The following is an 11,696-nucleotide window of genomic DNA, read 5'->3' on the forward strand; positions in this document are numbered from 1 at the left end:
GTGAGATGGGCCCCGGCTCTGCAACGCATCGCTAAAGAAGCGCTGCGTTGCGTCCGGGGCAAGAGAGGCCTACCCCATCTCCCTCAGCCGCCGCGCATAGAGCCGCCGCAACGGCTCGAGGTGCGTCGCCTCCGTTGCCGCGCGATAGGCCTCGCGCGCCTCGTCCTTGCGCCCCAACCGTCGCAGCAGATCCGCGCGCACTGCGGGCAACAGCTCATAGCCACGCAAGCCCCCGCGGGCAGCGGTCGCATCGACGAGATCGAGCGCGCGTGCCGGACCGTCAACCATCGACACTGCCGCGGCGTGGTTGAGCTCGACCACCGGCGACGGGTTGATGCGCAGCAGCACCTCGTAGAGCCCGGCGATCTGCGGCCAGTCGGTTTGTTCATAGCTTGGCGCCCGCGCATGCAGCGCGGCGATCGCGGCCTGCACGACATACGGTTGCGGCAAGCCGGGCACGCGCAGCGCATCGTCCACCAGACGCAGCCCCTCGTCGATCTGCGCGCGATCCCAGAGCGTGCGGTCCTGCTCTTCCAGCAGCACGATGTCCCCGGTCTGTGTCTCGCGCCCGGCGCGGCGCGCATCGTGCAGCAGCATCAAGGCCAGCAGGCCCTTGATGCCGGCGCGATCGGGCATCAGCCGCTCCACCAGGCGGCCGAGCCTGATCGCCTCGGCGGCGAGATCGGGCCGCATCAAATCCGCGCCCTCGGTCGCGACATAGCCCTCAGTGAAGACGAGATAGATCACGGCGAGCACACCATCGAGCCGCGGCGCCAGCGCATCGCGCTCGGGCACTTCATAGGGAATGCCGGCGAGCCTGATCTTCTGCTTGGCACGGACGAGGCGCTGCGCCATGGCATCCTCGCTGGCCAGAAAGGCGCGCGCGACTTGCGCGGTCGAGAGCCCGCAGACGGTGCGCAGCGTCAGCGCGACCTGGACCTCGGGCGCGAACGCGGGATGGCAACAGGTGAAGATCAGCCGCAGCATGTCGTCGTCGAGCACGGCCGGCGGTTCGTCGGACATTTGCGCGTTCAGCTCAATCTCGTGCAGAAACGCCTGCTGCTTGCCGCGAAAAGCGATCCGGCGACGGACCCGATCGATCGCCTTGTGCTTGGCGACATTGACCAGCCAGGCGCGCGGATTGTCCGGCATCTCGCAAACCGGCCAGCGCTCCAGCGCGACCGCAAAGGCGTCCTGGAGGGCCTCCTCGGCGAGATCGAAATCGCCGACGAGGCGGATCAGCGTGGCCAGCGCCCGCCCCGCCTCGTCGCGAAAGACCGTCTCGATGTCGGCAGGAGAGATCACGTGTTGTAGATCATCACCGGCCTGACCTCGATGGACCCGTCCCGGGCCCCAGGAATCCGCGCGGCCAGCTCGATCGCGGCATCGAGATCCTTGGCCTCGACCAGATAATAGCCGCCGAGTTGCTCACGTGTTTCCGCGAACGGGCCGTCGGTCGTGAGAGTCTTGCCCTCGCGCACGCGCACGGTGGTCGCGGTGGTCGTCGGCTGCAGTCCGTCGCCTGCCTTGAAATGGCCACTCTGGACGATGGACTGCGTATAGGTGCCGTACTCCGCCGACATCTTCTGGCGGTTCTCCGGGGTCATCTTGCTCAATTCCGCTTCGTTCCGGTAGATCAGCAGCAGATACTGCATTGCTCACTCCTGTGGTCGGTGGGATCACCGACATCCAGTCGAACGGGGCACGGACCAAACGACATCTTCAGGATAAATTATTTTCAGCCGCGCGTGCGCTGCGATCTCGACTTGACGGAACCGTCACAAATGCTCCATGCGTACCCCGTCAGTCGGCCGGACGGCCGCTCCGGCAAGTGCCGAAAGGCCGCCGGGGAGGAAAGTCCGGGCTCCCTTGACATACGGTGCCGGATAACGTCCGGCGGGGGCAACCCCAGGGAAAGTGCCACAGAGAACGAACCGCTCCCTCCTCGGAGGAAGTAAGGGTGAAAAGGTGCGGTAAGAGCGCACCGCGGCTCCGGCAACGGGACCGGCATGGTAAACCCCACCGGGAGCAAAACCGAATAGGGACGGCGTAGCGGGCTGTTCGCGCAAGCGATAACGCCGCGGGGCGATGTCAGGCCCGCCGTCCGGGTAGGTTGCTCGAGGCCATGTGCAAACATGGTCCCAGAGGAATGGCCGTCACGTATCGTTCGCGCAAGCGGGCGGTGCCTTACAGAACCCGGCTTACAGGCCGGCTGATACTCTAAAGGCGTTTTCGAGCGAAGTGGGTTTCCGGTTCGCATGAAGAAAACGCGTCTTACTAAAGAAGCGACGAGGGGTTCGATGCTAACCGCATCGGACCCCTCACCATTTCTGGTGACGAAGGAGCTAGCCGACGATCTCGTCCAACACACCCATCAGCGCCTCCGGCGCCGTCACGTTCGGCGCGTGACTGGCGTCGAGCTCGAAATAGCCCCAACCCTCCTCGCTCCTGGCCCGCTTGGCGAACTGCCCGAACACGTCGCCGGGCGGGATGCGCTTGCAGTAGATGTAGCTGCGCGGCATTGCAGGTTCGCCGTGTTGGAGCTTCAGCTTCGCCTCGAAACATTTGAGCGGCATGCTGACGCGGCGCGCGTTGAGCCAGTCGAGAGCAGCCTGCGGCGTATCCGGCGGCGGGGGATTCGGCGGGATGCGGTAGCCATCACCGGACGCGACCGCCTTCCACATCGGCTCGCGCGCGCCCTCGTTGAGATCAAGCAGCGATTGGCCATCGCGCGGCACGAAGGCGTCGAGATAGATCAATTGCGTCACGCGCTCGCGGGCGCGATCGGCGACACCGGTCGCGACCATGCCGCCATAGCTGTGGCCGAGCAGCACGATGTCGCTGAGGTCCTCGAACTTGATGACGTTGAGGATGTCCTGGATGTGCGTATCGAGATCGATCGCGGGGCTGGCGAGATGCGCGCGCTCGCCGAGCCCGGTGTAGGTCGGCGCCACCAGGCGGTGACCGGCCTGCGCCATCAGCGGATGCATCTTTGTCCAGGCCCATCCGCCGGACCATGCACCATGACAGAGGAGAAAAGTCTTCGCACGTGGGGCCATCGGCGTTTCCATCGTTCTTGTTTGTACGATGGAATGTAGCGGCCGGCCGCGCGATGTAAACGCTGCGGCTCCCCTCAGGCAGTGCGCGTGTCCGCCTTGACGAGCACGGGCGCGAGCCCGGCGGCTTCGCGCCGCAGCTTGCCCGCCTCAAAGCCGTGCATGCCAATCTGCCATTGCAGGCCGACGATGGCGCCCTTGGTCGGCTGCAGCAGCGCGAGCGAGGCGAACAGCGTCACCGGCAGCCACACTGCCAGTTGCAGCCAGACCGGCGGCGCATAGGCGGTCTCGACCGCGAGGATGGCGGGCACCACGAGATGGCCGACCACGACCATCACGAGATAGGCCGGAAAATCGTCGGCGCGCTGGTGAAACAGCTCCTCGCCGCAATGGTCGCAGCTGTCCGCGACCTTCAGGAAACGGCCGAACAGATGTCCTTCGCCGCAGTTCGGGCACTTGCCCAGGAAGCCGCGCCACATGGCCTTTGAGAGAGAGACTGAACCGGTTGCCATCACAGCACCTCTTCCTTTTCGCTGATCCATACAATAATATCCTGCATCCATACATTCAAAGGATATGGACCTAAATTGCATGGATTGGACCCCTACAATCTCGGAGCTATCAGGGCCGCGCTATCAGCGCATTGTCGAGGCCATGGAGGCCGATATCGCCGCCGGCCGGCTGGTGCGGGGACAGCAACTACCGACCCAGCGCGCACTGGCAAAGGCGCTCGGCATCGACCTCACCACGGTGACGCGCGCCTACACCGAGGCGCGGCGCCGCGGCATCATGGAGGCCCGCGTCGGCCAGGGCTCGTTCGTGTCGGAGACCAGCGCGCGCCGCGCGGTCGACCTGCCGCATCCGGTCGCGATCGACCTCTCCATGAACGTGCCGCCGCATCCGCTGGAAGCGCAGCTCGACGAGCGCATCATCGCCGGGATGGAAGCGCTCCGCGCGCAATCGGGGCTGACCGCATTCCTGAACTACCAGCCGCCCGGCGGCAGCGCGCATGAGCGCGAGGTCGCGGCACGCTGGATGCGCGCACGCGTTCCGCACGCGCATGCCGACAGGCTCGTGATCTTCCCGGGCGCGCAGACGATCCTGTTCAACCTGCTCTCTTATCTCGCGCGACCCGGCGACATCGTCCTCACGGAAGCCCTCACCTTTCCCGGCATCAAGGCGGCCGCGGCGCAACTCGGCGTCAGGCTTGTCAGCGTCGCGATAGATGATGGCGGCATCCTGCCCGATGCATTGGCGAAGGCCTGCCGCACGCACAAGCCAAAGGCCGTCTATCTCATCCCGACGTTGCACAATCCGACGACAGCGACGTTGTCCGCCGAGCGGCGCAGCGCGATCGCAAGGATCATTCGCGATACCGATGCGATTTTGATCGAGGACGACGCCTACGGGCTGCTCGACCGTTCGGCGTCCCCAATCGCCAACCTCATTCCGGAGCGGACTTATCTCGCGACCACACTGTCAAAATGCATCGCGCCGGCGCTGCGCGTCGCTTATCTCGTGACGCCCGACAACTCTGTCCAGCAGGACATGAGAACCTGCTTGCAGGCCACCGTGCAGATGCCGGCGCCGCTGATGGTCGCGCTGGTGACGCATTGGATCGAGACCGGCATCGCCGATCGCATCATCACCGCCATTCGCAACGAGGCCATCGGCCGCCAGCAGTTGGCGCAACGCGCGCTGAAAGGCTTTCAGTTCCTCGCCAAGCCCGCCGCCCATCATCTCTGGCTGCGGCTGCCGGAAGGCCGGCCCGACATCGCAGCGCATCTATTGCGCAATGGGCTCGCAATCGTCGCCGGCGATGCCTTCGCCGTGGACGGGACGCCGCCGCATGCAGCGCGCGTTTCGCTGGGCGCGGCACGCAACCGATCCGAATTGACGGAAGCACTACGCATCCTGGTCAGCGCGCTGCACAAGCCCGCCGACACAAGGCAAATCGTCTAGACCTTCTTACTGGTGGTGACGGCGATGTCGGGAGCGAACCACCGGTGCCACACCTGACGGATAGGCCGCATAGGCTTCGCTCGGTGCCGCCGTCTCGCCACGGGCCGCTCTGCCTGCGGGCGTGAGCTGGCCGCCATTGAGCACATCGCGGTCGGGATGGGCGGCCTGATAGGCCGCGGGCTCGGAAAGCTGCGCCAGCGCCAATGTCGGCATCAGGGCCGCCGCCGATAAAAGCGCAGCGGCAATTGCAATGGTCGTGCGGGTCATGATCATGCTCCATCATCTCATCAGGGACGGGGCGGCATGATTTCCGGCAGGTCCCCCAAATTGCTGTAGGAGCATCATGTAGGTGCGTCTTCCGCGAACGCCCGTCGGTCCGGCCGCTTGTCGGCCCCTTGGGGATCACGCTTGCGTGCGGTTTTGAAATTGACCTTCCCTGCCGCATCTGTGCTATGCGCCAAGCGGCGATCAACCGTTTGGCATCGCCGCTAACGACGGGAAATGATTGGTGGAAACGCTCACCTACGCGCTGCTGCTGTTCGGCGCATTGGCCGGCGGCTTCGTCTCGGGGCTGGCCGGGTTCGGCACCGCGCTGATGGCGCTTGGGATCTGGCTCTACGTGCTGCCGCCCTCGCTCGCGGTGCCGCTGGTGCTGATCTGCTCGGTTATCGCGCAGACCTCGACGCTGCCGTCGATGTGGAAGAGCTTTGACCTCTCGCTGGTGTGGCCGTTCCTGATCGGCGGGCTGATCGGCGTGCCGCTCGGGATCATGATGGTCGCCTCCGCCGATCCAAAAGTGTTCAAGTTGAGCATCGGCGTGCTGCTGCTGATCTTTTCCAGCGCGCTCTATCTGAACAAGCGGCCGCTCGCCGTGAAATTCGGCGGCCGGATCGCCGACGGTGCAATCGGTTTTGCTGGCGGCATCTTGGGCGGACTTGCGGGCCTCTCCGGGCCGCTGCCGATCCTGTGGGCCAACATCCGCGGCTGGAACAAGCATGAGCGGCGCGGCATCTTCCAGCTGTTCAATTTCACCGTGCTCGCCACGGCGCTGGTGTTGCAGACGGCGTCGGGCCTCGTCGAAGTGAAAGTGGTCTGGCTCGCAGCTGTCGCCTTCCCCGGCACGCTGATCGGCGCATGGGCCGGCGCGCGCGTCTATCACGTGCTGAACGACAAGCATTTCGGCGATGTCGTGCTCGGCCTCTTGTTCCTGTCGGGCCTGACTCTCGTCTGGAACAGTATCGGCGCGATTTAGGGCGCGGGCCCATTTCGCCGGCCTGCTTGCGCACTGATTGCTTATCGGCGATCCTGATCCCGCCGCAGAGGGCCTGGCGATGTCGACGGATTTCGAACATAGGCGAGAAGCGCTGATCGGATCGATGTACGATGCCGTGCTTGACGCATCGCTCTGGAGCGCCGTGCTGGAAGGCATTGCCGATCTGACCGACAGCGCGGGCGCGCTGATCCACGGCTTCAGCGTCAATCGCGAGATGTACACGTTCCACGAACTTGGCCGGATCGACCCAGACTGCAAGCGCCGCCATGAACTCTATCATGTCGCCAATCCATGGATGCGCTCGAGTCGATTCAAGGCCGGCCATGTGGTGCGCTCCGATGACCTGATTTCGCTGGCGCAGCTCAAACGTACGACGTTCTACGACGATGTGCTCCGGCCACAGAACATCGCGCACGGCACCATCGTCAACGTAATCAACCGCCCGGACTTCAGAGTCTCGATCAACGTCGAGCGCAGCGAAACGAAGGGACCGTTCAGCGAACGAGACATTGCGGTCTTGAATTCGCTGCTTCCGCATTTGCGGCGGGCCTCCGAACTGCGATTACGCATGCTCGATTATCGGGTGGCCGCGCAGGCCGAGCGCGATGCGCTCGACGCACTGTCGACCGGCATTATCACTTTCGATGCCGGGCACCGGGTGCTGTTCGCCAATGCCACGGCTCGGGCACACGCCGAAAAACTGTCGCTTCACCTCAACACCGGCACTGACGTATCCGGTCCGCCGTCTGTCACGAACGCGTTCCGCGCGCTGGTCGGCGACGCCGTACGCGGTGGCGCCGGAGGGGCGATCCGCCTGCCGCGGGGCGACGGCGGGGACATCGGCGTAACTGTGGCACCGGTAAGGGGCCATGCGCTCGATCGCTCGTCGCACCACGCGATGGCGCGCCCTGTCGCGATCGCGCTCCTGGTCGACGTGTCGCGCAGCCACGACGCGGCGAGCGCATTGCTGGCCGCACGCCACGGCCTGACCGCGGCCGAAATGCGGGTGGCGACCGCGCTTGCGCAAGCGAACGACATGTCGGCGGTTGCCGCGATGCTCGGCATCAGCCGGAACACACTGAAAACCCACACCAAGCGGATTTACGCCAAGGTCGGAATCCGCGGCCACACTGAGCTGGTGCGAGCCATCGCTCAGATCGCCGGTACGCTCGGCCCGGCGATCTGAGGCGGCCGTCCTCATTGGGGGCTGGTGTCGTCCTCACCCCGCGGGGTGACGACGAACGGCCCATCGGCGCGGACAATGCCCCGCGCTGACAGGAGACGGATCATGACGCGGCTGGCATTCACTTTGGCAACGCTTTTGTTTCTGGCGCACCCGTTGCGCGCGGAACCCGCCTATCCGCAAACCACGATCCGCATCGTGCTGGGCTTCAGCCCGGGAAGCGCGCCCGACGTGGCCGCGCGCATCCTGGCCGAACGTTTTACAGCGGCGTGGGGCAAGCCGGTCGTGGTTGAGAACATGCTGGGAGCGGGCGGCAATATCGCTGCAGATCACGTTACCAAGGCGGCGCCGGACGGCGCCACTCTGCTGATGGCGGGCAATGCGGCGATCGTCATCAACCCCTCCCTCTACGCCAAGCTGCCGTATGATCCGGCGCACGATCTCGTCCCGGTCGCGCAGGTGACGATTGCGCCGAACGTTCTGGTGCTGAACAAGGACGTTCCAGCCGCAAGCGTACGGGATCTGGTCGAGTTGGCACGGCGCAGCCCCACCGCGCTGACCTTTGCCTCGGCCGGAATCGGCACCTCGACCCATCTCGCCGCCGAGCTGTTCCAGACCATGGCGGGCATCAAGATGCAGCACGTGCCGTATCGCGACAGCACGGCATTATTGAGCGATCTCGTTGCTGGTCGCGTCACCATGTTCTTCGGCAGTATTGCCTCGGTGCTGCCGCTGGTCCGCGACGGTCAGTTGCACGCGTTGGCGGTCACCTCGCTGCGGCGCTCGCCGGCCATGCCCGATCTGCCGACGCTCGACGAACTCGGCTTCAGCGGCTTTGATGCCAGCGCCTGGTTTGGTTTGATGGCTCCTGCCGGAACGCCGGCCCAGATCGTCGGGATGCTGCACGACGAGGCGCTGAAGGCCGTTACAGCCCCCGCTGCGAAGGAAAAATTCGCAGCGCTCGGTATGGAGGTGGTGACGCGCACGCCGGACGAGTTCGCAACATTGATCCGGAACGAAGCTCCGGTATGGGCCAAACTGATCAAGCAGGTTGGGATCGCGCCGATCCAGTAGCAGGCGCCCGGCATGGAATATCGCAACCTGCGCGTTTCAGCGCTGTCATGTCGTGCACCTGGTCCGCCCGCGCCAGGAAAGTCGCTCCGCGGGATGATCGAATTGCACAATCAATCACGATTGAGAGCGGGGTTGTCATGCCCTCGACCGACCTTATCGGCTGCATTGCGTCAGGTCTCGTTCTTCTGACCTTTTACATGAACGACATGATCGCTCTGCGAACCGCCGCACTGTGCAGTAATGTTGTATTCATCGTCTACGCCGCGAGCCTGCATTTGACGCCGATCCTTCTTCTCCACTGCACTCTCATTCCGATCAATCTGTGGCGACTGATATCGGTCCTGCGCGCGAACGACCGCGGTGGGATGACTGGCCTGGCTCTTCATCTTCTTCGCGGCGAGCGCCATGCCGCCGGCGACGCCGACACCGAGCACGTAGATCCAGCCCGAGGTGAAATCGAACAAATGCGTGTTCAGCAGCGAGGACAGCATGTTCTGCACCACGACCAGCAGGCCGATCCAGCAAGCCAGCCCCTCGCCGCGAAACATCAACAGGTGCGCAACCCACAGCGCGTAGAGCACCAGGATTCCGACGGCGCCCCACTGTACGGCAACGCTGAGGGTCTGATTATGCGGATTGCTGACGATTTCGGCGCGCAAGCGATCGACATCCGCATCACCCGCCACGCCTGCGAACAGGCTGCGGATCGACCCGGTGCCATGACCCATCAGCGGCGCGTCGGCGATGAATTGCGCTGACTTGCGCCAATATTCCAGGCGCGAGCCCATGCCGCTGACATCGTTTCCGACGATGCTGATGTCGTAGTCGCCACCGAACTTTGCGACGGTCGTACGCAGATGCGGCGAGACGGTCCAGAGCGAAACCGCGAGCAGCGCCATCGCGCCGACGGCTAAGACCGCCGCTCGCCAGCGCAAATGCAGCAGCGCAAACACCACGACGAGGACCGGAAGCGTCACCAGCGCCGTGCGCGACACCACGACGAACATCATGTTGGCGAGAAAGCCGATTGCGAGCACGGCGAACAGCGCGGCGATGCGGACGCGGCCCTGGCCGAACAGCGCCACCATTGGATAGACCAGCGCGAGGGCACAGAGTGCGAACTCCTGGCTCTGGTCGATATAGTTGCGCACGGCAATTCCGCTTTCGACCTTGTAAGGCCCGCGCGAGAGGTAAAGCTTCAGCGAGACATCGGGGGCGATCGCAACAGCGAAGGAGTACAGCATCAGCAGCGCGCAGGACGCCAGGAACGCCGAAAACACCCAATTTCCGTAGGGCCAGCGCTCGAACTGGTAGATCAGCAGCGGAATCACCAGCAGCTTCGCCGCCGGCCCGATCGCATGGATCCGCTCCGGCCAGGGCGCATCCGACCAGAGCGTCCCGACAGCGGCGAGGACGACCAGCGCGATCGGCAGCAGGCAGATCGGGCGAAGCAGCGAACGCGGAAATTCGCGGAGATCGACGAACGCAAAGGCGATCAGCCAGGGCACCAGCGCAAAGATCAGTCCGGTCGTCGTCCACGGCAGCAGCAGCGCGATCAGCGCGACGAAGCGGGCCGGCGTGCGATAGCGCGCCGCCCAGATCGCGGAGAGCATGGACGCCGGCTGCAGCTCGTTCGTCACTTCGGTCATTCGGCCCTTCTGCAGCTCACCATCCCCGCCGCCCGGCAAATTAGCCGGAGCAGCAGGGATAGAACAAGCTGTCGCTACGCGGGCTCGCGGGCGAGAGGCGCGACCGGCTCGGGGCCTGCCGGTTCCGCAGCCTTCTCCTTGAGCGGCATCCCAAGGCGCTTCCTGAACTCGCGGCGCAGCAGCCACAGGCTCAAGACCGCCTGGAGCGTGGTCGCCGCGATCGACAGGTACCAGACGTACTCCATGTGGAAACCCGGCCGCGTCGAGAGCCAGATCGCCGGCAGCGAATAGGTGAACACGCGCGTCGCCGAGCTCACAAGCACCGGCTTGGTGTTGCCGAGGCCCTGGAACATGCTCGAGCAGGTGAAGATCAGCCCCTGCGCCACCATGTTCAGCGAGATGATCCGCAGGAACAGGTAAGCGACCGTCATGGTCTCCCGATCGTTCGAAAAGCCGGCCAGCAGCAGACCCGGCGCAAACTGCGCGATGATCAGGAAGCCGACCATCACGACGGTGACGATCAGCGCCGACTTGACGAAGGTCTCGCGCACGCGCGCCCCGTTGCCGGCGCCGAAATTCTGGCCGGCGATCGGCCCGGCCGCCAGCGCCACCGCAAGCGCCGGCATCTGGATCAGGCCGAGCATCCGCTGCCCGATGCCGAATCCCGCCTGCGCCGCCGCGCCGAAATCGCTCAGCACGTAATAGACCACCCCCATGAAGATGAACATCATCAAGAACTCGCCGCCGGCCGGCAGGCCGACATTGAGGATGCGCATCAGATGGCGCGGCTGCGGACGCCATTGCGCCGGATTGAAGACGACATAGCGCTCGACCTTGCGGAAATAGACGAGCAGCATCAGGGTGCCGATGGCGACCGCGATCGAGGTCGCCAGCCCCGCGCCGGCGACGCCGAGCGCATAGCCGGTGCCCCAGCCCGAGATCAGCACCGGCGCCAGCGCGATGTTGATGGCGACGGCGAGGACCCGCACCAGCATGGCGGGGCGCACGATGCCGGTGGCACGCAGCGCGGAAGCAATCACTTGCATGACGAATTCCAGCGCGAGCGCCGGCATGAGCCACAACAGATAAATTGTTCCGGCCTCGATCGTGGCCTGGTCCGCGGCGACCGAACGCATATAGAGGCGCGACAGCGCCGCTGCCGCGACCAGGGTCAACAGGCCGAACAGCACCGACAGCGCAACCGCCTGGTTGAAGATCAGATTGGCGTCCGCTCGATCCTTGCGTCCCACGGCATGCGCGACCAGCGCCACCGTGCCGACGCCGAGCACTTGCAGCAGCGCGTTGACGAGAAAGCCGGCATTGCCTGCCGCGGCGACGCCCGCGACGGCGGCATCGCCCAAGCCAGACACGAAATACAGATCGACCAGCTGGCAAACCATGATCGAGATCATGCCGGCCATGATCGGCGGTGTCATGGCCAGGATGTGTCTCACGATGGAGCCGTCTGTCAGGTCTTTCATCTCATTCCATCCTTAAGC

11 protein-coding genes and 1 other RNA gene are annotated in these 11,696 nt (G+C 64.8%); 5 read left to right on the plus strand and 7 right to left on the minus strand.

Going from position 1 to position 11,696, the window contains the following annotated elements; genetic code table 11:
• Window positions 1–69: 69 nt before the first annotated feature.
• Together IVB29_RS18715 and IVB29_RS18720 are read right to left on the minus strand one after the other, a co-directional pair.
• Entirely contained in the window at window positions 70–1,302 is a 1,233-nt protein-coding gene (locus IVB29_RS18715) for an RNA polymerase sigma factor (protein ID WP_247505138.1), read from the minus strand.
• Window positions 1,302–1,655 carry a YciI family protein gene (locus IVB29_RS18720; protein WP_247504842.1) on the minus strand — a complete coding sequence of 118 codons (354 nt, stop codon included), beginning with the start codon at window positions 1,653–1,655 and terminating at the stop codon, window positions 1,302–1,304. Before IVB29_RS18720 ends, IVB29_RS18715 begins: the two co-directional genes overlap by 1 nt.
• A gap of 148 nt (window positions 1,656–1,803) precedes the next feature.
• Between IVB29_RS18720 and rnpB the strand changes: the two genes are divergently transcribed.
• An RNA gene (gene rnpB, locus IVB29_RS18725) (RNase P RNA component class A) lies at window positions 1,804–2,220 on the plus strand.
• Window positions 2,221–2,345: 125 nt separating this feature from the next.
• Here the strand turns inward: rnpB and IVB29_RS18730 are convergent.
• Both IVB29_RS18730 and IVB29_RS18735 read right to left on the minus strand, forming a co-directional pair.
• Window positions 2,346–3,059 carry an alpha/beta hydrolase gene (locus tag IVB29_RS18730; RefSeq protein WP_247504843.1) on the minus strand — a complete coding sequence of 238 codons (714 nt, stop codon included), beginning with the start codon at window positions 3,057–3,059 and terminating at the stop codon, window positions 2,346–2,348.
• A 74-nt stretch (window positions 3,060–3,133) separates the two neighbouring features.
• On the minus strand, window positions 3,134–3,598 hold the full coding sequence (locus tag IVB29_RS18735) for a DUF983 domain-containing protein (protein ID WP_256466894.1): 465 nt from the start codon (window positions 3,596–3,598) through the stop codon (window positions 3,134–3,136).
• 49 nt (window positions 3,599–3,647) lie between these two features.
• Between IVB29_RS18735 and IVB29_RS18740 the strand changes: the two genes are divergently transcribed.
• Window positions 3,648–5,018, plus strand: a complete 1,371-nt coding sequence (locus IVB29_RS18740) for a PLP-dependent aminotransferase family protein (protein WP_247504845.1) — start codon at window positions 3,648–3,650, stop codon at window positions 5,016–5,018.
• Between the two features lie 6 nt (window positions 5,019–5,024).
• On the opposite strand, the gene IVB29_RS18745 is transcribed toward IVB29_RS18740, so the two are convergent.
• Window positions 5,025–5,285, minus strand: a complete 261-nt coding sequence (locus IVB29_RS18745) for a hypothetical protein (RefSeq protein ID WP_247504846.1) — start codon at window positions 5,283–5,285, stop codon at window positions 5,025–5,027.
• A 241-nt stretch (window positions 5,286–5,526) separates the two neighbouring features.
• Here IVB29_RS18745 and IVB29_RS18750 point away from each other — a divergent pair, with 241 nt between their 5' ends.
• The 3 genes from IVB29_RS18750 to IVB29_RS18760 all read left to right on the plus strand — a co-directional run bounded on the left by IVB29_RS18750 (window position 5,527) and on the right by IVB29_RS18760 (window position 8,548).
• Window positions 5,527–6,270: a sulfite exporter TauE/SafE family protein gene (locus IVB29_RS18750; protein WP_247504847.1), complete on the plus strand. Its 744-nt coding sequence runs from the start codon at window positions 5,527–5,529 to the stop codon at window positions 6,268–6,270.
• Between the two features lie 79 nt (window positions 6,271–6,349).
• On the plus strand, window positions 6,350–7,477 hold the full coding sequence (locus IVB29_RS18755) for a helix-turn-helix transcriptional regulator (RefSeq protein ID WP_247504848.1): 1,128 nt from the start codon (window positions 6,350–6,352) through the stop codon (window positions 7,475–7,477).
• Between the two features lie 102 nt (window positions 7,478–7,579).
• Window positions 7,580–8,548, plus strand: coding sequence for a tripartite tricarboxylate transporter substrate binding protein (locus IVB29_RS18760; RefSeq protein WP_247504849.1), 969 nt, complete (start codon window positions 7,580–7,582; stop codon window positions 8,546–8,548).
• 170 nt (window positions 8,549–8,718) lie between these two features.
• On the opposite strand, the gene IVB29_RS18765 is transcribed toward IVB29_RS18760, so the two are convergent.
• Together IVB29_RS18765 and IVB29_RS18770 are read right to left on the minus strand one after the other, a co-directional pair.
• Complete coding sequence (locus tag IVB29_RS18765) at window positions 8,719–10,197, minus strand: O-antigen ligase family protein (RefSeq protein WP_247504850.1); 1,479 nt, start codon at window positions 10,195–10,197, stop codon at window positions 8,719–8,721.
• Between the two features lie 74 nt (window positions 10,198–10,271).
• A complete protein-coding gene (locus tag IVB29_RS18770) occupies window positions 10,272–11,678 on the minus strand; it encodes an MATE family efflux transporter (RefSeq protein WP_247504851.1) in 1,407 nt (468 codons plus the stop codon).
• Between the last annotated feature and the right edge of the window lie 18 nt (window positions 11,679–11,696).

This window comes from Bradyrhizobium sp. 1, from assembly GCF_023073315.1.
GTDB lineage: Bacteria > Pseudomonadota > Alphaproteobacteria > Rhizobiales > Xanthobacteraceae > Bradyrhizobium.

Bases quoted from the DNA above. Each gene is read 5' to 3' on its own strand.
- IVB29_RS18730 (WP_247504843.1), bottom strand. From the start codon at position 3,059: ATGGCCCCACGTGCGAAGACTTTTCTCCTCTGTCATGGTGCATGGTCC.
- IVB29_RS18735 (WP_256466894.1), bottom strand. From the start codon at position 3,598: ATGGATCAGCGAAAAGGAAGAGGTGCTGTGATGGCAACCGGTTCAGTC.
- IVB29_RS18765 (WP_247504850.1), bottom strand. From the start codon at position 10,197: ATGACCGAAGTGACGAACGAGCTGCAGCCGGCGTCCATGCTCTCCGCG.
- IVB29_RS18745 (WP_247504846.1), bottom strand. From the start codon at position 5,285: ATGACCCGCACGACCATTGCAATTGCCGCTGCGCTTTTATCGGCGGCG.
- IVB29_RS18755 (WP_247504848.1), top strand. From the start codon at position 6,350: ATGTCGACGGATTTCGAACATAGGCGAGAAGCGCTGATCGGATCGATG.
- IVB29_RS18720 (WP_247504842.1), bottom strand. From the start codon at position 1,655: ATGCAGTATCTGCTGCTGATCTACCGGAACGAAGCGGAATTGAGCAAG.
- IVB29_RS18770 (WP_247504851.1), bottom strand. From the start codon at position 11,678: ATGAAAGACCTGACAGACGGCTCCATCGTGAGACACATCCTGGCCATG.
- IVB29_RS18740 (WP_247504845.1), top strand. From the start codon at position 3,648: ATGGATTGGACCCCTACAATCTCGGAGCTATCAGGGCCGCGCTATCAG.
- IVB29_RS18760 (WP_247504849.1), top strand. From the start codon at position 7,580: ATGACGCGGCTGGCATTCACTTTGGCAACGCTTTTGTTTCTGGCGCAC.